Genomic DNA, 22,074 nt, shown 5'->3' with positions numbered 1-22,074 from the left:
GACAAATGCGCACCACTCATCAAGGATATAGTCAAAATAAAATGGATGACGAACACCTTATGCTGTTAGGTAAAAAACAAAAAACAACACCAAGCTATCAACCCGATATTTTGGGTGCCGATTACCAACAAATGACGCTGGATTTTCCTTCGGATTATGAAGGCAAAGTGATTGCTACCTTGGTACGCAAAAAAGCCGAACAGAAAACCCGTAAAGCCGTACTTTATATTCATGGTTTTATTGACTATTTTTTTCAAACAGAAATGGCAGACCAGTTTAATCAGCGCGGTTATGACTTTTATGCGTTGGATTTGCGTAAATACGGGCGTTCGCATTTGTCACATCAACATTGGTACAATGTGCGCAGCTTGTCTGAATATGATGCAGAAATTTCCGCTGCACTTGAGCAAATTGCCACAGAAAAACATGACTCGGTGATTTTGGCGGGACATTCAACAGGTGGATTAATCACCACGTTATATGTAGCACATCATCCCAATCATCCACTGATTCGTGGTTTATGGTGTAACAGCCCTTTTTATGATTTCAATATGAGCGAGATTGAGAAAAAAGTCGGCATTCCTCGTTTAAGCCAATTGGGCAAATTACTGCCAGAAATGAAATTTCCAAGCCGCCTTAATCCATTTTATGTACCAAGTCTACACAAGCAATATCATGGTGAATGGTTATTTAATTTGGAATGGAAAAAACCGCGCTATCCTAAAGTGCGATTAAGTTTTGTACGTGCAATTCATGAAGCGCAAAAAGAAATTCATGCCAGTGTGCATTTAGGTGTACCCACCTTAATTATGCATTCGAGTCAAAGTAGTTATCCACGCCAATGGAATGAGATTGCGCAACGCACTGACGTAATTTTAAATGTTGCAGATATGCAAAAATATGGGCATCACATGCATGGTGATATTGTGCTTTGCCAAATTGAAAATGGCGTGCATGATTTGGTACTTTCTGCGCCCGAAGTCCGTGCGGAAGTGTATCAGTCCTTGTTTGACTGGTTAAACCGCAAGGGGCTATAAAACTAAAAACTAGAACTAAAGGAAGTGAATTAACGGCTAAATGACTTGATGCATCCCTTAAGCTGTGTATTTTGATAAAATTTGATGTGCAGGATGCCCCTTGGGCATCAATTCAATTAAACGCTCCACTGCGTCAATCGCTTCAGGGCTGCGTGCCAAATGTTTTAGCAATACATCGGTATCTTGTGCATTAAAAATAGCATCACTCAGGCGAGATTCTAAGCAATCTCGCCATGCACATAAAAATGGACTTTCAGTTTTCGCCAAAAATACTCCTGCACACGTTTGTAAGGCAGACTGCACATAACCAGCATCTAAAGCCTGCTCGGCTTGTAAAAAATCGGCTTCTATATGCGCCAAAATTCGGTAAGGACGCGAACCAAGCATCCCGCCTAGAATATCACGTAATTGAGACATCTCAGCTTTAAGCGTGCCCATACTGACTTTACGCTCACCATATAGAGCTTGGTGTAAAGTATCTAAACTCATGCCTTGTGGACAAAGTGCTAAAATCACCAATATTTCAATTTGACGCGGTGTCATCACCACCACTTTGCCATTAAATAACACCTGTGGCACGCGAAACGCGCGAATATAAAGCTGCTGTTTTTGCTGATCAAGCAGTGCATTTTGAATCAAAGAAGCACAGCGTTCTGCTGCCAACATCCCCAAACTGTTATGGTTTTTCCAAGTAGTCGATAAATCAATTACACCCAATACTTGTTTGGAATAAGGGTCTAAAATAGGCGCTGCATAACAAACCCAGTCATGTAACGATGACATAAAGTGTTCACTGGAAAACACACAACTTGCTTGCTGAGTTTTAAGTGACAAAGCCAAAGCATTGGTACCCACCAACTCTTCACGCCACTGCCCGCCTTCTACAAAATGCACCTGTTCCGCCACATTACGCATTTGCGCGCTCGCTGCCGTCCAAATAATTGTACTGCCCACATCGCCCACGGCTGCCACCATGTCGGACTGCTGTGCGATATGCCTTAAATCTTCTGCACAGTTTTGCACAGCACGTTGTAAGGCCGAACCACCATGTGTATGCGTTAAACTATAATTTAACGGGGCTGCCAACCGATCAACAGGAATTTCAGCAATTTGAGAGCGTTGCCATGATTTTAAAATACTCTGCTGAATTTGCTGCGCATGCAGCGGCGATAAACTGCTGCTTTGTCTAAATTGTTCAATATGCTGCCTTTTTTCCAATAGGTCTTGTTTTTTCATCATTATTGATTCTCACAATCCTGTGGGCATTACATCCATTGTACCGCTTACTTTTGTAAGGATTTGTTCGCTGCTTGTAAACCTGCAACTTTCCAACCTTTTTCCAACCTTATATTGGTATGCTAAACAAATAACGTACTAAAGTACCTTATACCTTAGCCGTAAATTTAACCTGATTTTAGATACAGGATTGTGCTAAACGGTAAAGATGACGGCAGATTATAAAAAACCATCAAAGGAAGAGAATTATGCGTTACGTAGATCCCAATCAACCCGGTTCAAAAGTTCAATTTAAAGCACAATACGAAAACTTTATTGGTGGCGAGTGGGTCGCCCCTGTAAAAGGCGAATACTTTGAAAATATCTCTCCTGTAGATGGCAAAGTATTTACCAAAGTCCCACGCTCATCGGCAGAAGACATTGAACTGGCTTTAGATGCAGCCCATAAAGCCAAAGCACAATGGAACAGCTCATCTCCTACAACACGTTCTAACATTTTATTAAAAATTGCAGATCGTTTAGAACAAAATCTAGAATTATTGGCAGTGGCAGAAACATGGGATAATGGTAAGCCTGTTCGGGAAACATTGGCTGCCGACATTCCATTGGCGATTGACCATTTCCGTTATTTTGCAGGCTGTATTCGTGCCCAAGAAGGCGGAATTTCTGAAATTGATGAAGATACCATTGCCTATCACTTTCATGAGCCGTTGGGCGTTGTGGGGCAAATTATTCCATGGAACTTCCCAATTTTAATGGCAACATGGAAACTTGCACCTGCTTTGGCTGCGGGTAACTGTATCGTACTTAAACCTGCAGAACAAACCCCTGCCAGCATTTTAGTTTTGGTTGAACTGATTCAAGATTTATTGCCAGCAGGCGTATTAAACGTAGTCAATGGTTACGGTGTAGAAGTGGGTCGCCCATTGGCAACCAATCCACGTATTGCCAAAATTGCATTCACAGGTTCGACCCAGGTCGGTCAATTGATCATGCAATACGCCACTGAAAACATCATTCCAGTGACTTTGGAGCTTGGTGGTAAATCTCCAAATATTTTCTTTGAAGATATTATGGCGCAAGATGACGACTACTTAGACAAAGCACTCGAAGGCTTTGCTATGTTTGCGCTGAATCAGGGTGAAATTTGTACTTGTCCATCACGTGCGCTCGTACAGGAAAGTATTGCTGACCGTTTCCTTGAAAAAGCCATCGAACGTGTTAAACGTATTAAAACAGGTCACCCGCTTGATACTGAAACCATGATTGGTGCGCAGGCGTCACAAGAACAACAAGACAAAATCTTGGGTTGTATTGCGACAGGTCGTGCCGAAGGTGCGCAAGTTTTAACGGGTGGCGGTGAACGTCATGAAGTTGGCAGTGGTTTCTATATTGAGCCGACAATTTTCAAAGGCACCAATGACATGAAAATTTTCCAAGAAGAAATTTTCGGCCCAGTGCTTTCTGTGACTACATTTAAAGACTTTGATGAAGCCATTAAAATTGCCAATGACACCATTTATGGTTTAGGCGCAGGCGTCTGGTCGCGTTCTGCACACACCTCTTACCGTGCCGGTCGTGCCATTCAGGCGGGTCGGGTCTGGACCAACTGTTACCACATCTACCCTGCGCATGCCGCTTTCGGTGGTTATAAAAAATCAGGTATTGGCCGTGAAAACCACAAGATGATGTTAGAACATTATCAACAAACCAAAAACTTGTTGGTGAGCTACTCAACTAAACCTGCTGGCTTCTTCTAAAGACTCATCTTTAGGATTCCAACAGCGTTGAAGTTACCGTTTCAAGCTGCGCCCGATGTATTTGCATCGGGCGTTTTTATTGCAACATAGAATGCTATGACTTTCGCAGCACGCTCTTTCAGCGTTGTATAAACCGGGAGATCAAGTTAAAAATCTATCCTTTATTCATACGCTACGCTTTAGTTCGAGTGTATTTCACGTTACATTAAATCTCCCTTTCAGCCTGAAGTATCTGCCATGTTCGATTTACCCGACACTGTCTATACCATTCAACATCTTGCGTTTGAAGACCTCGGCGCGTGGGAAGATGTCCTGTATGAACAAGGTTTACGGGTACGGTATTTTGAAGCCGGTGTGGAAAATCTAGAAAAGGCGTTTGCGCATGAAGGATTGGTGATTATTTTGGGTGGCCCAATTGGCGTTTATGAAACCACAGACTATCCTTTCTTACAAAAAGAAATAGACTTACTAAAAGTACGTCTGGAAAAGAAATTACCCACTATTGGTATTTGTTTGGGTGCACAGCTCATTGCTCATGCCTTGGGTGCCAAAGTCTATGCCGGCCATGCCAAAGAAATTGGCTGGAGTACGCTCAGTCTGGCTAATGCCGCCCATCATCCACTGGTGGCATTAGCCGATACACCGGTGTTGCATTGGCACGGCGATACTTTTGATTTACCAGCACAGGCTGAATTACTGGCCAGCTCCGACCTGTATCCGAATCAGGCATTCCGGGTCGGACCACATATTCTGGCACTACAGTTTCATGCTGAAGTTGCAGCAGACAGTTTAGAAAAATGGCTGATTGGCCATACCTGTGAATTACGTCAGGCCCAGATTGATATTCCCACCTTACGCGCCGCTCATCAGCAATACGCGCCGCAACTGCAACAGGTTAGCGCGACGGTTCTTGGTCAGTTTCTAGCCGGCTTAAAATCTCAAAGCTGACCGGAAAGCTTTAGATTATTCTCACATTAATCATTGTCATAAAAAAAGCACCCTGAAGCGGGTAATGCCAGTCAGTTAAGAGATTGACTGGCTTTTTCTTGGGTATTTTTGAGGTTTTCCTTTTACAACTCTTGGGTAACTCCTCATCCGTCTCTCAGGTAAAACATATCTATCAGATTTCTCCATTAAACTTTCCAGATGTTTGGGTAGATTACCTGCAGAAGCCAAAGAGTCGAATCTGAGTAAATTAAGAAGGGCAATAGATGCAATATGAAAACTGATCCTCAACGGGCTTACTTTGGCACGTTGAGCCATATATTTCATTTGTCTTCTTAGAACATTATAAGCAATCAAGACACCCCATAATTCTTGATAAATTAAGTCTGGCTGTTTACTCCTTAAGTGCTTACCTTCCTGTAAATTGCTTTTAATTTCTCGGTAACACATCTCTATCTCCCAACGTTGAGCATATAACTTTGCTAAGGCTATAAGTGGGTATGTCTTTGAATCTAATAATGAAGTAATGTAACGTCTGATTTTTCCTGCCTGCTCAACTTCAATTAAACGTGCTTCCCAGTAATCTCCTAATGCTGGATTAAGTTTTTTGGCTCTTGCTGATATTGGCATCCTGATATGAAAATCATGTGGGGAATTCCGTTTAATTATGTCATAACGTAAATTATCTTTAGCTCGCATAAGCCAATGGCTTGATTCTCCACGTGTTTGCCAGCCTATTAAAAAATCAGCAGAGAAATAAGCTCGATCAAACAAAGTAATACTTTGTGCTGGAGGAGATAATTGATTTGCTAATGTGAGTTCACCTTGATCCATACTGCCTATTTGGGCATCTATGATTTCATGAGTATTGGTATTCACTAAACACGTGGCTCTAACTTGTGGGTAAGGTGCTACAGCAGTTTTACCTTTAGATGAGCCAAAATGATTAAAATTCTCCTTGGTCAATGGCATAGACCAAACCACCCCGTCAACAGCACATACACTAAGACCTTGAAAGCTTGAATATTGTTGTTGTGATTCATCAAACCATGCTTGGCTGATTAAGGAGAATAAGGCAGCTAAGGGTTTTCGACCTAAACGTTGTCGAGCTTGGACAGCTGCACTAGGAACACAATAATCTGTTGTACCAAACACGAGTTTTAATTGTTCTACCACATAGCTGATGGGTTGATTGCGAAACAAGGCAAGCCCAAGAACAAGCCAAACCACGTGCTCAGCAGGTAATTTTCTCCTTCTGATCGATGCCTTACCTGTTTGATGCAGAGATGTTTCAATCCAATTTAAGTCAATAAGTTCACAAAAATGGCTAAGTGATGGGAGAGCATGTTCAAGAGTGGATTCTAAATGTTCAGATAAAGACATAAAAAAATGAGCGTATTTACATACACTCATTTTTACTACATTTTTCTAATATTTGCTTAACTGACTGGCATTACCCTGAAGCGGGTGCTTTTTTAGCTGTTCTTACGATTATTTTTTCGCAGCAACAGAAGCTTCAGTCGTGATGTTTACAGTAATTTTATCACCTACATTAGGTACAAAACCAGCGATACCAAATGCTGAACGGTCAAATGACGTGGTGGCATTAAAACCAACAGTTGCCGCTTTGGTCATTGGATGTGGACCTTGTTTGTTCAGTACCGCATCCAGAACTACAGGTTTCGTTACACCTTTCACGGTTAAATCACCTGTGATTTTAAAGTTCTTTTTGTCCTGAGTTTCAACTTTGGTACTTTTGAAAGTAATAGTTGGATATTTTGCTGCATCAAACCAGTCTGCTGCCATTAAGTGCTCATCCAGCGCTTTGACGTTGGTGTTCAGGCTGTTTAATGGAATAGTCACGTTGACAGATGATTTTTCTGGCTGTTTCTCATCAACATTAATGGTACCTTGAATGTTAGAGAAGTTACCTGATGGCGTAGAGAAACCAAAGTGATCCCAGCTAAATACAGTTGCAGTATGGGTCGGGTCAATTTGATACGCCACTGGTTTTGCCAACGCAGCTGTTGCTACTGAAGTAACCGCCAAACCAAGTACAAGTGCTTTAAAGTTCATGCTTTTATCTCGCTTTTTGAATGCTTATTAGTGTATAGATTTCTTGTTAGAGTTCATTGCTACAGATAAAACGTTCTGTTGCAGCAATGAAACGATTAACGCATGGATGCCGTTACAGACTTTGTTTATATTGAATAAATCCGGTCTTGTGTGCCACTTTATCATACAATATTTGTGCAGTTTGATTGGCTTCTTGTGTCAGCCAGTAAACCCGGTCGCACTGGCGTTTTTTGGCTTCCATATAGACCTGTTCAATCAGTAATCTGGCCACACCCTGCCCGCGATAATCGGGGTGAGTAAATAAATCCTGCAAATAGGCATAAGGCCTGAATGTCCAGCAGCTGTCATGTTCCATCACATGAACAAAGCCGACCATCTGCTGTTCAAACAGTGCCGCAAAACCATACATATGCGCAGACTCGGCTGATGTCAGACGCTGCCAGGTATGGGCACTCAGTTCATCTGATAACTTGGTTTGATAAAAGGCCTGATAACCGACCCAAAGTGCTTGCCATTGCGGCTGACTGGTCTGTGCCAAAGGCACAATACTGATTGCTGTCATGTGGGTCTTCTTTTATATCATTCAGCCTTTTAAACTAGCATAAAAAAACGCCCCATTCGGAGCGTCTTTTTTGAAATTTCTGAGCGATTAAGCCGTCAGTTCTTTCACCGCAGCAACTACTGCTTCCGTGGTAATACCAAAGTGCTGGAACAAATCTTTGGCTGGTGCAGATTCGCCGTAAGTGGTCATACCAATCACGCGGCCGTCCAGACCCACAAATTTCCACCAGTAATCGACATGCGCTGCTTCAACCGCAACACGGGCACGGATATTCGATGGCAGAACCGCTTCACGATACGCCGCATCTTGCTGCATGAATTCTTCAGCACATGGCATAGATACTACACGTACACCTTCAAGCTGTGCATGTGCTTCCATCGCCAAGGCCACTTCAGAACCAGTCGCAATGATGATTGCTTTCAATTCCCCTTTTTCTTCAGCCAGCACATAACCACCTTTGGCCGCGTTTTCAATTTGCGCTTGAGTACGCGCCTGGAATGGCAGGTTTTGACGAGAGAAGATTAACGCAGATGGACCTTCCGCACGGCTTAAAGCAGATTTCCAGGAAATCGCAGCTTCAACCGTGTCACATGGACGCCATGTGTTCAGGTTTGGCGTACCACGTAACGATGCGATCTGCTCGATTGGCTGGTGCGTAGGACCATCCTCACCCAGACCAATCGAGTCGTGAGTATAAACGTGAATTACGCGTTGCTTCATTAACGCCGACATACGTACGGCATTACGCGCATATTCCATGAACATTAAGAATGTTGCTACATAAGGAATGAAACCGCCGTGCAGCGCCACACCGTTGGCAATCGCGGTCATACCAAATTCACGTACGCCGTAGTGCACATAGTTACCTGCGGCATTGTCATGTACGCCCTGGCAACCTTTCCAAAGCGTCAGGTTTGAACCAGCCAGGTCCGCAGAACCACCCAATAATTCAGGTAATAATGGACCAAAAGCCTGTAGCGTATTCTGGCTGGCTTTACGGGTCGCAATGGTTTCTGCTTTCGCGTTCACTTCAGCAATATAGGCATCGGCCTGTGCCAGGAATTCTGCTGGTAATTCACCGCTTAAACGGCGTTTTAATTCAGCCGCTTCTGCAGGATATTTTGCTGCATAGGCAGCAAAAGTAGCATTCCAGGCAGCTTCAGTTTCAGCACCTTTGGTTTTCGCATCCCAAGCCACGTATACATCTTCAGGAATTACAAACGCTTCATCGGTCCAGCCCAGCGCTTCGCGAGTTAACACGATTTCATCATTACCCAGCGGTGCACCGTGACAGTCTTCTTTACCCTGTTTGTTTGGTGAACCTAAACCGATAATGGTTTTACAGATAATAATGGTTGGTTTAGCGGTTTCAGCTTTGGCAGCCACAGTTGCTTCACGAATAGCATCTGCATCATGACCATCAACTTTCAGTACTTGCCAGCCATAAGACAGGAAGCGCTGTTCAGTGTCATCAGAGAACCAGCCTTCAACTTCACCATCAATTGAAATGCCATTGTTATCATAGTAAACCACCAGTTTACCCAGACCTAAAGTACCGGCCAGTGAACATACTTCGTGAGAAATACCTTCCATCAGGCAGCCATCACCCAGGAAACAGTAGGTGTAATGGTCAACCACTTGCATATCATCTTTATTGAACTGCGCTGCCAGCGTCTTTTCAGCCAGAGCAAAACCAACCGCATTGGCAATACCCTGACCAAGTGGACCAGTGGTGGTTTCAACCCCTGGTGCATAGCCGTATTCCGGATGACCTGGTGTTTTAGAGTGTAGTTGACGGAATGCTTTTAAATCTTCAATTGAAAGATCATAACCGGTTAAATGTAACAGTGCATAATGCAGCATAGAGCCATGACCATTGGATAAAACAAAACGGTCGCGGTTAGCCCATTGTGGGTTCGTCGGGTTATGATTTAAAAATTCACGCCACACCACGTCAGCGATGTCTGCCATCCCCATCGGCGCACCTGGATGTCCGGAATTTGCTTTTTGCACGGCATCCATAGCCAATACACGAATTGCGTTTGCAATACGACGTTCATTAAGCGGGGTCGTCATAGGTCAGAGTCCAAATAAATCGTTTAATAAAGGAAGATGAATAGGAATTCAAAACACGTCTATTGTCTTAAAAAAAGCGTATGGGGTAAAGCCTCAGCGGTAATTTTTCGGTATTTATTCGTTTGCCTGCGCATTTTCGTACAATTCCTGGCTAGAGGCATGAGAAAATTGAATTTCTGGCGAATAACCGGGTAGCTCATCCGGATTTTCCCGTTACATAACTGACCTGTTTGGATGGTTTTTTATACAAAAAAGCGCTCATTGTGAAATTCATTCAATTTAATTCAAAACTGCACAATCCTGCTCAACAGTAACAGACTTCATTTTAGAGCATGATGACGACCAAAAGATGACAGACAGCATTTTCCCAAAACTCTAAAAACAAGATAATTGGTTGATTCCTAATATAAATTATAAGAATACAGCCGCTTTTAAAATAGTGATTTATTGAATTAAAACTCAAGTTTATCCGGATGATGAATCTATACCGTTTTGGATTTTATATCAGTTTTTTAAATGCCTATATCAGATAAAAAGTCATTGAATTGAAATAAATTCAGCCAATTTGGTCGTATTGAGCTAGTCCTAAAGTCTAACTCGATGTAACATATTGCGTCTTTTGAAATAACTGTGATAGGACTTATGCGCGAGTACGCTGTATTTACCTCGGAATCTGTAAGCGAAGGCCATCCAGATAAAATGGCTGACCAAATCAGTGATGCCATTTTGGATGCAATCTTAAAAGAAGACCCATATGCGCGGGTTGCTTGTGAAACGCTTGTAAAAACCGGTGCGGTCGTACTTGCGGGTGAAATCACAACCACAGCCAATGTGGACTTTGAAGCGATTGTACGTCAAACCGTAAATGGTATTGGCTATCATCATTCTGACCTCGGCTTTGATGGTTCAACCTGTGCCGTGATTAACATGATTGGTAAGCAGTCACCAGAAATTGCCCAAGGTGTAGACCGTCAAAAACCTGAAGATCAGGGTGCCGGCGACCAGGGCTTGATGTTTGGTTATGCCAGCCGTGAAACGGATGTGCTGATGCCTGCGCCAATTTCTTATGCGCATCGCTTAATGGAAAAACAGGCTGAACTGCGTCGTAGCGGTGCCCTGCCTTGGTTACGTCCAGATGCGAAAAGCCAGGTGACTTTTGCCTATGAAAATGGCAAACCGGTACGTTTAGATGCGGTGGTGCTGTCAACCCAGCATGATCCTGAAATTAGTCAAGCACAGCTGAAAGAAGCCGTGATTGAAGAAATCGTGAAAAAGATCATCCCTGCGGACATGTTCCATGCCGACACCAAATTCCACATCAACCCGACCGGGATGTTTGTGATTGGTGGCCCAGTGGGTGACTGTGGTCTGACTGGCCGTAAAATTATTGTAGATACCTACGGTGGTATGGCGCGTCATGGTGGTGGTGCCTTCTCTGGTAAAGACCCATCGAAAGTAGACCGCTCTGCTGCTTATGCCGGTCGTTATGTGGCGAAAAATATTGTCGCTGCTGGCCTGGCAGACAAATGTGAAATTCAGGTGTCTTATGCAATTGGTGTGGCGGAGCCAACTTCAATTTCAATTAACACCTTTAACACCGGTAAAGTGGCTGATGAACTGATTGTTCAGCTAGTTCGTGAACACTTTGACCTGCGTCCATACGGCATTACCCGTATGCTGGACCTGTTACAACCAATGTACAAGCAGACTGCTGCCTACGGTCACTTTGGCCGCGAAGGTTCAGACACTGCCTTTACCTGGGAAAAAACCGACAAAGTCGATATCTTAAAAGCCGCTGCTGGCCTTTAAGCTCTGAAGATATTAAAAGACCCATCCACGTGATGGGTCTTTTATTGTCTGCTTTATCGCAATTCTGGGCAGAAATATCATTTTATAAAAACATAAAGTGTTTACAATAAGATGGAACATTTAAAACAGGATGAACATGATGGCGGTAATTCTTCAGGTTGATTTCCCTTCAAATGGCCCTTTTGGCGCAGAAATGGCCACGGCCTATCGCGAGCTGGCAGCCAGTATTAACCAGGAACCAGGTCTCATCTGGAAAATCTGGACCGAAATTAGTGACACCCAGCAGGCTGGCGGGATTTACCTGTTTGATACAAAGCATCATGCAGAACAATATTTACAGATGCACACGGCGCGTCTGCAAAGTTTTGGCATCGACAAGATTCACGGGAAAATTTTTGACATTAATACTGAACTGTCGGTGCTGAATCAGGCCGCTTTTCTGGCGTCATCCCGCTAAACGAAAGTTGAGTTAAGCTCATCAGATTCAAGGAATCCAGTTAGCTGGATTCCTGTTTTAAGACTTCCAATAAAGTCGGCTGTGTCGGGGTTTCCTGATGGTCCTGCAAATAGACATGCACGACTTTAAAAATAACCGCAAAGGCCAGACAACTTAAAATACAGAACATCCAGAAACCATAAGGACTACGAATATTGTGTGAACCGCAATTTGGACATTCTTTTTCTGTTGACGCCACCACTTGATTGCAACATGAGCAATGGTATTGATGGTACAGCATAGGCAGTTCTCCTAATTTACTGTAATTCTTGTTTTTATTTTTACATCATGCGAAAAACGCTTTTTGTAATATTGTTTTATCTTATGTGAGCCTGTGTAGCATAGCAAGCTCTATTACTGGTGAGTCTATGTAAGCTTAAGTAAACCCTGCCTGCTTTTGTTGACTTTATTTATCTTTTTATGCACGCTTTCAGACACTTAAGCTGCTGCTTTAACACCGTATTCTCTGCCAATAATTTTATCGGACTACTCTTAAGTCAGATGCATCCGGCTGCCCTTTTGTTTAAACTAGCGAACTGAAATACAGGAGGATGAAGATGGTACAACTGATCAAAAAAGGCGGATTACGCGAACGCGCCAACCGCAGCCGCCGTTTTCATGGCTCTGAAAATACCGAAACCACTCTGGCACCAAACCGTTATTCATCTGCCCATAAAAAAGCAGAAACGGCTGTTTCTGCTTTGGTTAGTGAACAGGATCAACCAGATTCTGAATCAGAACATACCGATGGCGTCATAGCCCAGCCACAGGGCAAAAATCAGGAATAAGGCGCCCGATAAAATATCAATATAACTGCCTGAACGCTGGTACACTGCCTTAATTTTCGGCTGTGACAATAACAGCATCAGCAACACAAAGGTCAGGAAGGTTTGCAGCGGAATAATCACTGCCAGCTGTGCTTTTAAATAATCACTGGCCGATGAACTGAGCGCCAATGAAAATACACTGCTAAAATAAATCAGGGTTTTAGGATTAGATAAATTGGTGAACAGGCCCAGTAAAAAATAGTTTTTCTGTGCAGAGCTCTGTGCCTGCACATCCTCCAGTGCACTAGACTGTTTTAAACTGCGTAGTCCGCCACTGAGCATGGCCCAGCCCATTTTCGCCAGAAACAAACCGCCTATCAGCATCAATACCTGCTGAATCCATGGAAACTGCTCGACCAGAACGGTAAAGCCCAGCAGGGTTAAAACCACCCACAGCACAATGCCCAATGAAATTCCGGCAATAATATGAATGGTATTGCGACGTGTGGTCGATGCCGAGCTTTTGGCAATCAGAATAATATCGGGGCCGGGACTAAGCTGTGCCACAAAATGTAAGGCACAAATGGTCAACAGTAAGGACATAACACAGGGAGAAGCTTAAAAAGTCATTTATTATATCGCCCGTTCAAAAATATACGAGCACTGCAAGCATAAAAAAACCGAATCCTTGCAGATCCGGTTTTTCAAATAAAGATGGCTTAGTGTTTATTCACATCTTTCATTTCAATTTTTTTTGCTTCTGGCGTCACTTCGCGCGCTTCACCATCAATAATAGTCGAGTCGCGGCCCGCCTGCTGGTTTTGCATGTCCTGCATCTGACGCATCAGATCGGCGAACGGATTCTGGCCTTGTGCACCACCACCCATGCCATTCATATCGCCCATCATGCCCCCCATCATCTGGTTCATCATGGCTTGCTGACGTTTCATCATCGCTTTCATCATGGCCGCTTTAAAGGCATTTTGTACGCCCGGAATCATAATCAGCACAGCCAGCACATCGGTGATCAGACCTGGAATCAACAGCAGGAAACCTGCAAAGATTTTAGGCAAGTTATTGCTTAATGCCGGATCTGCACTCATTTGTCCCATCTGCATCTGCTGCATTTGTGGCATGATGCCCGCAGAATACTTACGGATCAGATTCATACCAATAAAGAAGGCGGCAATAAACCAGAAGAACACGTACCACATGCTACCGACCAGGTCACCCACGCCGATCCAGACGAATACTTCCAGAATTAAACCAGCCAGAATAATAAGAAATAATTTCATGAAAATTAATCTAATCTCAACAAAATAAATAGAGTGCAGGCATCAACTGCTTAATCAGCATCAAGCTTTTTTTGACACGCTTATGTAACAATATGGGCATTATTCTATTTTTAAAGTGCAGGCCTGTCATTAATATTTTCAATGACAGACCTGAGCTTTATGCTGTAGCACGATAAAAATAAACATAAGTCGCATACACGAGCAGCAGCCACAGCCCGATAAACACTGCCGCGGCCACTGTACTGCACGGCTTTTGACTGTAGATGTACAGTATAAACCCCGAAACTTAAGCCAAAATGAAGATGCAGCCTTTTTTACCAAGATAACCTATATATTGTCCCTGCTATTTTTAATAGCAGCTCCAGCGAGTTTGAAGCATTGTTGATAGTCTTGAGTATCCGCACCGGTTGCTGCAAATTCCCTCACACAATACCGCTGTAAAATCATATAATTCATTTTGATGTAATTTTTTAAGGCTTGGCATGTCACTGATTATTGGTATCGATCCCGGTTCCCGGCTTACCGGTTACGGCATTATTGAGCGTGATGGCTCAAAATTGCGTTTTGTAGATGCCGGCACCATTCGGACCGAAACCACGGAAATGCCTGAACGCCTGAAACGTATTTTTGGTGGTATTGACCGGATTGTAAAATTTCATGGCCCGACTGAGGCCGCAGTTGAACAGGTTTTTATGGCGCAAAACCCGGACTCGGCACTGAAACTGGGTCAAGCGCGTGGTGCTGCCATTGCCGCACTGACCAATCTGGATTTACAGGTGGCGGAATATACCGCCCGCCAAATCAAGCAGTCTGTGGTCGGCTATGGGGCAGCTGATAAAGAACAGGTGCAGATGATGGTGATGAAGCTGTTAAATTTAAGCATTAAACCGCAAGCTGATGCAGCTGATGCGCTGGCCGCTGCCATCTGCCATGCCCACGCCTCCGGCAGTATGAGCAAAATGGCGCTACTGAATGCCCTGGGTGGTATGGCGCGCGGCCGTAGCCGTTCTAGCAGCAGACGGCGCTAACTGGAAGCCATCTTGATCCCGGTGAGGGGATGTCCAAATCGGGAGTTTCTACTTAACGGATCATCTGGAAATGGGTGTATTCACGTTCTGCCGGATCAAACGGGATGCGCTCAATTTTAGTGACCTGTGCCCGCAATGGTCCAACCAGACTGCGTTTCAGAATTTCCTGAATCTGCATTTCCTCGCCAATAATTTCTGCTTCGACATCACCATTGTCCAGATTTTTGACATAGCCGGTTAGCTGCAGTTCTTGCGCCTGCTTTTCAAACCAGCGGCGATACCCCACGCCCTGCACATTTCCCTGAATAATAATTTTAAGTGCTTGCATCTCTCACCTGTTCACGACCTGATAAATGGCCTGATTCATCTGCTGTGCCTGAAGTCCGCGCATACCGGATTCCGCCAGTACATCTCCAGCTTGCGCATGTAAAGTGACAATCTCATGTAAACTGAGTTCAGTATGATATTGCGCTTTTAAACTGGCGATCATGCCGGACAGGACATCGCCCATGCCACCTGTGCCCATTCCGGCATTGCCGGCAGTACATAGCCAGAGCTGATCTTCCAGAATCAGGCTGCCCGCGCCTTTAAGCACCCACTGGCCGCCATAACGAGCCTGTAATTCCTGAATAGCCTGTAAGCGGTTCTGCTCAACTTCCATTGTCGTTAGGCCTAAAAGTTTCGCCGCCTCACCCGGATGTGGCGTTAAATAACTACCTTCAGGTAACTGCTGCGGATGTGCGGCCAGAAACCATAAGGCATCGGCATCGAGTACCCGTTCCAGTTCAGCCTGTAACAGTTTCGGCAACCATCGTGCATATTGACGGGCAGCCCAGTCATCACGTCCAAGTCCCATACCAAAACAGATGGCATCGACCTGCTGTAGCAGCTGTTCAATGGCATCATCCTGCAGAGTGTTAATATCGCGCAGCATGATATTCGGAGCGCGACTTAAAATAGCCGTATGATGTTTGGCATCACAAACCACGGTCACTTTGCCACAACCGGCCGCAAACGCTGCTTCCGCCGCCATTATTACCGCGCCACCCATATCAGCATGACCGCCGACCACTAGCACATGCCCATAACTGCCTTTATGACCAAAAGCCTGTCGTGGTGGCAGCTGAATCTGGGTGGGTACCAATTGGGCGATGGCATGTAATTCGGCATCGGGAGGAATGGCAGCAATCACTTCCACCTGTCCGGCGTAGGCTTTGCCCTTACCGGTAAAGAGTCCAGCTTTTAAACCCAATACGCTATAGGTCAAATCGGCCTGAATTGCACAGGGTAAAGGCTGACCGCAATTGGCATCCAAGCCACTTGGAATATCAATTGCGACTTTCAAGCCACGTTGCTGATTCATCTGATGAATAATCTGTTGCCACTCAGCGCTCAGTTCACGATTCAGGCCAATCCCAAACAGCGCATCGATATAGACCTCATAAGACTGCTGAAACTGAAAGCCGGATTGAATATCCAGGCCAGCCGCTCGGGCCTCGTGTTCAGCCTGCTGCAAATCAGGCGAGGAACACAATTCAGCCGCATAAATATGCACCTGAAAACCGGCCTGCTGTAAATATTTAGCCAGCAGATAGCCATCCCCGGCATTATTGCCCTGCCCGCAGCAAACGGCTACATATTGATAGTCGTACTGCTGTAAAACGGGAATGATGCGCTGGGCAATCGACCAGGCCACCTGCTGCATCAGGCCATAAGACGAGTTTTGCCGAGCAAACCAGCGCTGCTCCCATCCTTGAATATCACGGCTATGATAAACTTGTGGATGCATTGTTTTTCCCTTGTTTTGTCATTATGAACTCATCGCCTGCCATGCAGAATATTCCGGTCAATCAACTTGATCCCGTCCAGTTAAAAGCATGGATTAAAGCGCAGGCTTTAGCACTGGGCTTTGCTGATTGTGTCATTGCCCGGCCCGATGCTCAAGCAGAATTACCCCGTTTGGAAGCCTATTTAGCGCAAGGTTATCAGGCAGATATGCATTTTCTGGGCGAAAATCTGGAGAAACGTGCCAACCCGGCCTTACTGGTGCCGGGCACCAAAAGCATTATTTGTGTGCGCATGAATTATCTGGTCGATCGGCCTGCGCCACGACACGTGCCAGATGCACCCAATAGCGCCATTATTGCGCGTTATGCCCGCGGCCGCGATTATCATAAAGTCATGCGCGGTCGTCTTAAAACTCTGGCCAGCCTGATTCGGGACAAAGTTGGTGATTTTGAATCGCGCCCTTTTGCCGATTCAGCCCCCATCTTTGAAAAATCGCTGGCCGAAAGTGCCGGCATGGGCTGGACCGGTAAACATACCCTGCTGATTCATAAAAAATCCGGCTCATTCTTTGTATTAGGTGAGCTGTTTAGCTCGCTTGAGTTGCCGTTTGATGAACCGGCCACGGCGCACTGCGGTTCCTGTAGCGCCTGTATCGACATCTGCCCGACCAAAGCCATTGTCGAGCCCTACGTGCTGGATGCTGGTAAATGTATTGCCTATTTAACCATTGAATATAAGGGAATTATTCCTGAAGATTTGCGCCGGCCGATTGGCAACCGGGTTTTTGGCTGTGATGACTGCCAGTTAATTTGCCCCTGGAACAGTTTTGCCCAGCTGACTCCGCTGGATGATTTTGCCCCGCGTCATGGGCTAGACCGGATGAGCCTGCTGGAGCTCTGGCAATGGGATGAAGCCACCTTTTTGGCCTGCACCGAAGGCAGTCCGCTCAGACGGACCGGTTATCAGAGTTTTAAACGCAATATTGCGATTGGTCTGGGCAATGCACCTTATTCCGCAGATATTATTGCCCAGCTACAACAGGCCAAAACGCTGCATGATGAGGTGGTGAATGTGCATATTGACTGGGCCATTCAGGAGCAGTTGACCAAATCTGCATAATTTTTCATTTCTTTACCTGAGCTCACAGATCCCCACACAAGCCCTACAGCGCGTGATACTGAATTGTGGCTCAATAGAGGAATCCAACAGAAAAGATGTTGTCATCAGGAGGAATTTATCATGCAAACGCATCATAAAAACCAACAGCAGCAGAAACAACAGCAAAAGCAGCAACTTGAACAACAAACTGAACATTTAAAACAGCAACAGCAGCAACCCCAAGGGCCTATTGATAGCCCTAAAAACAACCAGCATGAACAGGATGACCGGATGCTGAATAAACAGCACCGTGCCGATCTGCAAAACCAGAACATGCACGGCAATCATCGTGAATAATGCTGAAGTTCATGTTCCCTCACTCAACAAAGTCCACTTCAGGTGGACTTTGTTTTTGGATTACGTCATATTTTGCTAATGAAGCGCCTGCCGCTTTTGCTTAATATGTAGTATGCAAAATATGGATAATTAGGGACAGACTTATGAGCAGTATGCGTCCGGTACGTAATGATTGGTCTCGTGAAGAAATTGAGGCACTTTATCAGCAACCGTTTTTAGATTTGGTTTTTGAGGCGCAGCGTGTACATCGTGAGCATTTTGCTGCCAATACCATTCAGGTGAGTACCTTACTCTCGATTAAAACCGGTAAATGCCCGGAAGACTGCAAATACTGCTCTCAATCGGCTCATTATGATTCACAGCTGGAAGCTGAAAAACGTATTGCCGTTGAAAAAGTGATTCAGGAAGCCAAGGAAGCGCTGGAATCAGGTTCTTCACGTTTTTGTATGGGCGCAGCGTGGCGCAATCCCCATGAACGCGATATGCCTTATGTGCTGGAAATGGTGCGTGAAGTAAAAGCGCTGGGTCTGGAAACCTGTATGACGCTGGGTATGCTGAACCAGTCTCAGGCAGAACGCCTGAAAGATGCCGGCCTGGATTATTACAACCATAACCTCGATACTTCGCGCGAATACTATGCCAATATTATTAGTACCCGCAGCTTCGATGACCGTTTAAATACCCTAGAGCATGTGCGTAATGCCGGCATGAAAGTCTGTAGCGGCGGTATTGTCGGTTTAGGTGAAGATACTCAGGACCGGATTGGCCTGTTACATGAACTGGCCACCTTGCCGATTCATCCGGAATCTGTACCGATTAACATGCTGGTACCAATTGAAGGGACGCCACTGGCCGATGTAGAAAAACTCGATGTCACCGAATGGATTCGTACCATTGCCGTGGCGCGCATTATCATGCCAACCAGTTATATCCGCCTGTCTGCCGGTCGTGAATCTTTATCTGATTCAGATCAGGCCCTGGCTTTTATGGCCGGTGCCAACTCACTGTTCTCGGGTGAAAAGCTGCTAACCACCCCAAATGCCGGTGAAGGTAAAGACCGTCAACTGTTCCAGAAACTGGGACTGGTGGCGGAAAAAGCCAAACCGACCGTTCAGGAACTGTCGGTAGATGCGATGGCGGTTTAATCCGCATCACACGAAAAAGCCCATCTTCTGGATGGGCTTTTTTTTATGAGGTAATTAACAGGCCATAATTGGCATTCAGATACATACCCGGTTTAATCAGATCGGCACCATTGGCATGATAAACCGTGAGTTCCTGCTGGATGACATCAAAATGGAAGGCATCAAAACAGTCCTGATGCTGACACAGCCAGGCCAAGGTATCGCTGAGCTGATCATCTACAATATAGGTCGGGGCATTAAAATCTTTGGCCATATGCATATTCAGTTATAGAGAGATGTCAGGATTTTAGCCTGAAACGGCAGTAAATAAAGCAGCTTGGAATGAGATTTATTTAACGGCTGAGATGAGCCTGCGCGGATGTTAATGCAGCGTATAAACAAAAAGAAGTGAGTCTAGCCCACTTCTTTTTTGAATCCGGTTTGATCCCCTCTATGATTTATTGGCCCCACACTTACGACACTCAATATGCGCACCAATTTCCTCCATTTGCTCATATTCATAAATATGTAAACAGAAAAAGTTTTTTAATAATTGAAGCATCCTAACACTCCTATTTTTGATTATTTTTTCATTCAGCTTCTTACCGCTTATTTCATCCTGAAACAAGCATAACCAAAATTGGTTATACTCATTTTTTAACACATTTTTTAAAAAGATCAAATGTTATTTCAATGGCTTCTTTTGAACTTCATTCATCATACTTATTGAAGCTTTTACTCTATATTCAAATAGCTAGCGCATTTTTTGGTTTAAAAGTGGTACAAAACAGATTTTTTGTAATCCCCTCTTGATTTCATCACGCAAGTGTTTAGGATTAAAAAAACAGCCTTTTTCGGCAATGATGCCTCGGAAAAGTAGTCAAGAAACAAGACATTATTTAAACAAAAAAATGGAATAAGGATATCAACATGCTTGGACGTATGATGTATCAACCGTTATTGATTAGCTCGCTGATTGAACATGCAGCACGCTATCATGGCGATACACCCATCATTTCAAAAAATACCGATGGCAGTATGAGCAGCACCGACTGGGCCGCTGTGGCAGAGAATGCCAAACGCTTTGCCAATGCACTGCAGGCCTTGGGCCTAGAGCAGAGTGACCGTGTGGCGACCATTGCCTGGAACAATCATCGTCACCTGGAAAGCTGGTATGCGATTTCCGGGAGTGGTCTGGTCTGCCACACCATTAACCCGCGTCTGTTTCCTGAACAGCTGATTTTTATTATTAATGATGCCCAGGACCGGGTGGTGATTTTTGATAAAACCTTCCTGCCGCTAATTGTCGGGGTCAAACAGCATTTGCCGCAGGTGGAGCATTTTATCTGTCTGGATGCACCGGATGATGCGGTCCGGGAAAAATTGCCTGAAGTTCAGTTTTATGATGATTTGATTGCCGCCCAGTCCAAGACATTTGACTGGCCAGAACTGGATGAAAATATGGCCAGTTCCCTGTGCTACACCTCAGGCACCACCGGTAATCCAAAAGGCGTGCTCTACAGCCACCGTTCCACCTTGCTGCACAGTTATGGCATCAGCCTGCCCGACTCCCTGAATTTATCGGCCAAAGATGTAATGCTGCCGGTGGTTCCAATGTTCCATGTCAATGCCTGGGGCACGCCATATGCTGCGGCGATGGTTGGCTCAACCCTGGTGTTGCCGGGACCAGGGCTGGATGGTGCCAGTCTGGTACAGCTCATTGATAATTATAAAGTGACGGTGGCCTTGGGTGTGCCAACCATCTGGCAAGGTTTACTGGCCGCAGCCAAACAGTCTGGCAGCACGCTGGAAAGCATGAACCGCAATGTGGTCGGTGGCTCGGCCTGCCCGCCAGCGATGCTGAAAACCTTTAAAGAGCAGTATAACTGCGACACCATTCATGCCTGGGGCATGACTGAAACCAGTCCGCTGGGTTCTGCCAACCAGCTCAAAGCCAAGCATGAACTGCTCAGTCCGGAGGAGAAAACCCAGTTACGACTGTCTCAAGGTCGTCCACCATTTGGGGTAGATTTACGTCTGGCTTCGGCAGAAAAAGGCACCGACTTGCTGCCACGTGATGGCCAGACCACCGGCAATTTACAGATTAAAGGCCACTGGATTATTGAGCGTTACTTTGGCAAAGAGGAATCTGCCCTGACCAGTGATGGCTGGTTCGATACCGGCGATATTGCCAGCCTGAACAGTGATGGTTTCCTGCACATTAGCGACCGTTCTAAAGACCTGATTAAATCGGGTGGTGAATGGATTTCATCGGTAGAACTGGAAAATCTGGCCATGTGCCATCCGGAAATTGCCATGGCCGCAGTGATTGCCGCCAGCCATCCAAAATGGGATGAACGTCCGGTAGTGATTGCCATGAAAGTGCCGGATAGCCAGCTTACCGAAAACGAACTGCTGGATTATTATGCCGATAAAGTGGCCAAATGGCAGATTCCCGATAAGGTTATTTTTGTTGACAGTATTCCGCTCAGCGGGACCGGCAAAATGCTGAAAAAAGATTTACGCGAACAATATGGTCAGGTGTTGATGGAAGCGCCCGTGTAAATATTGGTCTATGTAGAGATAAGATAGAACAAAGCGCTGATGGATTCAGCGCTTT

At 45.1% G+C, this 22,074-nt stretch carries 22 protein-coding genes; 11 read left to right on the top strand and 11 right to left on the bottom strand.

Annotated elements, in window-relative coordinates:
• Nucleotides 1-41 precede the first annotated feature (41 nt).
• Nucleotides 42-1,037 carry an alpha/beta hydrolase gene (locus P253_RS03205; RefSeq protein ID WP_016658245.1) on the top strand — a complete coding sequence of 332 codons (996 nt, stop codon included), beginning with the start codon at nucleotides 42-44 and terminating at the stop codon, nucleotides 1,035-1,037.
• A gap of 57 nt (nucleotides 1,038-1,094) precedes the next feature.
• Here the strand turns inward: P253_RS03205 and P253_RS03200 are convergent, their stop codons facing one another.
• Nucleotides 1,095-2,276, bottom strand: coding sequence for a sigma-54-dependent transcriptional regulator family protein (locus P253_RS03200; protein WP_016658246.1), 1,182 nt, complete (start codon nucleotides 2,274-2,276; stop codon nucleotides 1,095-1,097).
• A gap of 245 nt (nucleotides 2,277-2,521) precedes the next feature.
• Between P253_RS03200 and exaC the strand changes: the two genes are divergently transcribed.
• Complete coding sequence (exaC, locus tag P253_RS03195; RefSeq protein ID WP_016658247.1) at nucleotides 2,522-4,033, top strand: acetaldehyde dehydrogenase ExaC; 1,512 nt, start codon at nucleotides 2,522-2,524, stop codon at nucleotides 4,031-4,033.
• A gap of 237 nt (nucleotides 4,034-4,270) precedes the next feature.
• Nucleotides 4,271-4,981, top strand: a complete 711-nt coding sequence (locus tag P253_RS03190) for a glutamine amidotransferase (protein WP_016658248.1) — start codon at nucleotides 4,271-4,273, stop codon at nucleotides 4,979-4,981.
• Between the two features lie 75 nt (nucleotides 4,982-5,056).
• Here the strand turns inward: P253_RS03190 and P253_RS03185 are convergent, their stop codons facing one another.
• The 4 genes from P253_RS03185 to tkt form a co-directional block, all read right to left on the bottom strand.
• Nucleotides 5,057-6,361 (bottom strand): IS4 family transposase, encoded by a 1,305-nt coding sequence (locus tag P253_RS03185; RefSeq protein WP_016658249.1) that lies wholly within the window; start codon nucleotides 6,359-6,361, stop codon nucleotides 5,057-5,059.
• Between the two features lie 108 nt (nucleotides 6,362-6,469).
• Nucleotides 6,470-7,054 (bottom strand): YceI family protein, encoded by a 585-nt coding sequence (locus P253_RS03180; protein WP_005177424.1) that lies wholly within the window; start codon nucleotides 7,052-7,054, stop codon nucleotides 6,470-6,472.
• Between the two features lie 112 nt (nucleotides 7,055-7,166).
• Entirely contained in the window at nucleotides 7,167-7,616 is a 450-nt protein-coding gene (locus P253_RS03175) for a GNAT family N-acetyltransferase (protein ID WP_016658250.1), read from the bottom strand.
• 87 nt (nucleotides 7,617-7,703) lie between these two features.
• Nucleotides 7,704-9,692, bottom strand: a complete 1,989-nt coding sequence (tkt, locus tag P253_RS03170; protein ID WP_016658251.1) for a transketolase — start codon at nucleotides 9,690-9,692, stop codon at nucleotides 7,704-7,706.
• A gap of 642 nt (nucleotides 9,693-10,334) precedes the next feature.
• Here tkt and metK point away from each other — a divergent pair.
• Both metK and P253_RS03160 read left to right on the top strand, forming a co-directional pair.
• Nucleotides 10,335-11,501, top strand: a complete 1,167-nt coding sequence (metK, locus tag P253_RS03165; RefSeq protein WP_005177421.1) for a methionine adenosyltransferase — start codon at nucleotides 10,335-10,337, stop codon at nucleotides 11,499-11,501.
• Nucleotides 11,502-11,640: 139 nt separating this feature from the next.
• The gene (locus tag P253_RS03160) at nucleotides 11,641-11,958 is read left to right on the top strand and encodes a monooxygenase (RefSeq protein WP_035362998.1); all 318 of its coding nucleotides are present in this window, start codon (nucleotides 11,641-11,643) and stop codon (nucleotides 11,956-11,958) included.
• Nucleotides 11,959-11,998: 40 nt separating this feature from the next.
• Here the strand turns inward: P253_RS03160 and P253_RS03155 are convergent, their stop codons facing one another.
• Complete coding sequence (locus P253_RS03155) at nucleotides 11,999-12,235, bottom strand: hypothetical protein (RefSeq protein ID WP_370459256.1); 237 nt, start codon at nucleotides 12,233-12,235, stop codon at nucleotides 11,999-12,001.
• Nucleotides 12,236-12,554: 319 nt separating this feature from the next.
• On the opposite strand from P253_RS03155, the gene P253_RS03150 reads away from it, so the two are divergent.
• Nucleotides 12,555-12,785 carry a hypothetical protein gene (locus P253_RS03150; protein ID WP_005177416.1) on the top strand — a complete coding sequence of 77 codons (231 nt, stop codon included), beginning with the start codon at nucleotides 12,555-12,557 and terminating at the stop codon, nucleotides 12,783-12,785.
• On the opposite strand, the gene P253_RS03145 is transcribed toward P253_RS03150, so the two are convergent.
• Nucleotides 12,732-13,367 (bottom strand): LysE family transporter, encoded by a 636-nt coding sequence (locus P253_RS03145; RefSeq protein ID WP_005177415.1) that lies wholly within the window; start codon nucleotides 13,365-13,367, stop codon nucleotides 12,732-12,734. The genes P253_RS03150 and P253_RS03145 overlap by 54 nt on opposite strands.
• 116 nt (nucleotides 13,368-13,483) lie before the next feature.
• Complete coding sequence (locus P253_RS03140) at nucleotides 13,484-14,059, bottom strand: FxsA family protein (protein WP_016658253.1); 576 nt, start codon at nucleotides 14,057-14,059, stop codon at nucleotides 13,484-13,486.
• A 482-nt stretch (nucleotides 14,060-14,541) separates the two neighbouring features.
• Here P253_RS03140 and ruvC point away from each other — a divergent pair, with 482 nt between their 5' ends.
• Nucleotides 14,542-15,087 carry a crossover junction endodeoxyribonuclease RuvC gene (ruvC, locus tag P253_RS03135; RefSeq protein ID WP_005177410.1) on the top strand — a complete coding sequence of 182 codons (546 nt, stop codon included), beginning with the start codon at nucleotides 14,542-14,544 and terminating at the stop codon, nucleotides 15,085-15,087.
• Between the two features lie 52 nt (nucleotides 15,088-15,139).
• Here ruvC and P253_RS03130 read toward each other — a convergent pair whose 3' ends face one another.
• Complete coding sequence (locus tag P253_RS03130; RefSeq protein ID WP_016658254.1) at nucleotides 15,140-15,415, bottom strand: acylphosphatase; 276 nt, start codon at nucleotides 15,413-15,415, stop codon at nucleotides 15,140-15,142.
• Between the two features lie 3 nt (nucleotides 15,416-15,418).
• The gene (locus tag P253_RS03125; RefSeq protein ID WP_016658255.1) at nucleotides 15,419-16,876 is read right to left on the bottom strand and encodes a bifunctional ADP-dependent NAD(P)H-hydrate dehydratase/NAD(P)H-hydrate epimerase; all 1,458 of its coding nucleotides are present in this window, start codon (nucleotides 16,874-16,876) and stop codon (nucleotides 15,419-15,421) included.
• Nucleotides 16,877-16,917: 41 nt separating this feature from the next.
• Here P253_RS03125 and queG point away from each other — a divergent pair, with 41 nt between their 5' ends.
• The 3 genes from queG to bioB all read left to right on the top strand — a co-directional run bounded on the left by queG (nucleotide 16,918) and on the right by bioB (nucleotide 19,475).
• Complete coding sequence (gene queG / locus P253_RS03120) at nucleotides 16,918-17,994, top strand: tRNA epoxyqueuosine(34) reductase QueG (RefSeq protein WP_016658256.1); 1,077 nt, start codon at nucleotides 16,918-16,920, stop codon at nucleotides 17,992-17,994.
• A gap of 120 nt (nucleotides 17,995-18,114) precedes the next feature.
• Complete coding sequence (locus P253_RS03115) at nucleotides 18,115-18,330, top strand: hypothetical protein (RefSeq protein ID WP_016658257.1); 216 nt, start codon at nucleotides 18,115-18,117, stop codon at nucleotides 18,328-18,330.
• Nucleotides 18,331-18,473: 143 nt separating this feature from the next.
• Nucleotides 18,474-19,475 carry a biotin synthase BioB gene (bioB, locus tag P253_RS03110; RefSeq protein WP_016658258.1) on the top strand — a complete coding sequence of 334 codons (1,002 nt, stop codon included), beginning with the start codon at nucleotides 18,474-18,476 and terminating at the stop codon, nucleotides 19,473-19,475.
• A 43-nt stretch (nucleotides 19,476-19,518) separates the two neighbouring features.
• Here bioB and P253_RS03105 read toward each other — a convergent pair whose 3' ends face one another.
• Nucleotides 19,519-19,728 (bottom strand): hypothetical protein, encoded by a 210-nt coding sequence (locus P253_RS03105; protein ID WP_005177384.1) that lies wholly within the window; start codon nucleotides 19,726-19,728, stop codon nucleotides 19,519-19,521.
• A gap of 656 nt (nucleotides 19,729-20,384) precedes the next feature.
• On the opposite strand from P253_RS03105, the gene P253_RS03100 reads away from it, so the two are divergent.
• Nucleotides 20,385-22,019, top strand: coding sequence for a long-chain-fatty-acid--CoA ligase (locus tag P253_RS03100; RefSeq protein WP_016658260.1), 1,635 nt, complete (start codon nucleotides 20,385-20,387; stop codon nucleotides 22,017-22,019).
• Nucleotides 22,020-22,074: the final 55 nt, after the last annotated feature.

This window comes from Acinetobacter indicus CIP 110367, from assembly GCF_000488255.1.
GTDB classification, from domain to species: domain Bacteria; phylum Pseudomonadota; class Gammaproteobacteria; order Pseudomonadales; family Moraxellaceae; genus Acinetobacter; species Acinetobacter indicus.
This window is presented reverse-complemented; position numbering and strand designations above follow the sequence as displayed.

Excerpts from the sequence above, each read along its gene's own strand:
- P253_RS03200 (WP_016658246.1), bottom strand. The coding sequence starts at position 2,276 with ATGATGAAAAAACAAGACCTATTGGAAAAAAGGCAGCATATTGAACAA.
- ruvC (WP_005177410.1), top strand. The coding sequence starts at position 14,542 with ATGTCACTGATTATTGGTATCGATCCCGGTTCCCGGCTTACCGGTTAC.
- queG (WP_016658256.1), top strand. The coding sequence starts at position 16,918 with ATGCAGAATATTCCGGTCAATCAACTTGATCCCGTCCAGTTAAAAGCA.
- P253_RS03160 (WP_035362998.1), top strand. The coding sequence starts at position 11,641 with ATGGCGGTAATTCTTCAGGTTGATTTCCCTTCAAATGGCCCTTTTGGC.
- exaC (WP_016658247.1), top strand. The coding sequence starts at position 2,522 with ATGCGTTACGTAGATCCCAATCAACCCGGTTCAAAAGTTCAATTTAAA.
- P253_RS03115 (WP_016658257.1), top strand. The coding sequence starts at position 18,115 with ATGCAAACGCATCATAAAAACCAACAGCAGCAGAAACAACAGCAAAAG.
- P253_RS03130 (WP_016658254.1), bottom strand. The coding sequence starts at position 15,415 with ATGCAAGCACTTAAAATTATTATTCAGGGAAATGTGCAGGGCGTGGGG.
- P253_RS03180 (WP_005177424.1), bottom strand. The coding sequence starts at position 7,054 with ATGAACTTTAAAGCACTTGTACTTGGTTTGGCGGTTACTTCAGTAGCA.
- P253_RS03145 (WP_005177415.1), bottom strand. The coding sequence starts at position 13,367 with ATGTCCTTACTGTTGACCATTTGTGCCTTACATTTTGTGGCACAGCTT.
- P253_RS03205 (WP_016658245.1), top strand. The coding sequence starts at position 42 with ATGGATGACGAACACCTTATGCTGTTAGGTAAAAAACAAAAAACAACA.
- metK (WP_005177421.1), top strand. The coding sequence starts at position 10,335 with ATGCGCGAGTACGCTGTATTTACCTCGGAATCTGTAAGCGAAGGCCAT.
- P253_RS03100 (WP_016658260.1), top strand. The coding sequence starts at position 20,385 with ATGCTTGGACGTATGATGTATCAACCGTTATTGATTAGCTCGCTGATT.
- P253_RS03140 (WP_016658253.1), bottom strand. The coding sequence starts at position 14,059 with ATGAAATTATTTCTTATTATTCTGGCTGGTTTAATTCTGGAAGTATTC.
- P253_RS03125 (WP_016658255.1), bottom strand. The coding sequence starts at position 16,876 with ATGCATCCACAAGTTTATCATAGCCGTGATATTCAAGGATGGGAGCAG.
- P253_RS03175 (WP_016658250.1), bottom strand. The coding sequence starts at position 7,616 with ATGACAGCAATCAGTATTGTGCCTTTGGCACAGACCAGTCAGCCGCAA.
- P253_RS03185 (WP_016658249.1), bottom strand. The coding sequence starts at position 6,361 with ATGTCTTTATCTGAACATTTAGAATCCACTCTTGAACATGCTCTCCCA.
- bioB (WP_016658258.1), top strand. The coding sequence starts at position 18,474 with ATGAGCAGTATGCGTCCGGTACGTAATGATTGGTCTCGTGAAGAAATT.
- tkt (WP_016658251.1), bottom strand. The coding sequence starts at position 9,692 with ATGACGACCCCGCTTAATGAACGTCGTATTGCAAACGCAATTCGTGTA.
- P253_RS03190 (WP_016658248.1), top strand. The coding sequence starts at position 4,271 with ATGTTCGATTTACCCGACACTGTCTATACCATTCAACATCTTGCGTTT.
- P253_RS03105 (WP_005177384.1), bottom strand. The coding sequence starts at position 19,728 with ATGGCCAAAGATTTTAATGCCCCGACCTATATTGTAGATGATCAGCTC.
- P253_RS03150 (WP_005177416.1), top strand. The coding sequence starts at position 12,555 with ATGGTACAACTGATCAAAAAAGGCGGATTACGCGAACGCGCCAACCGC.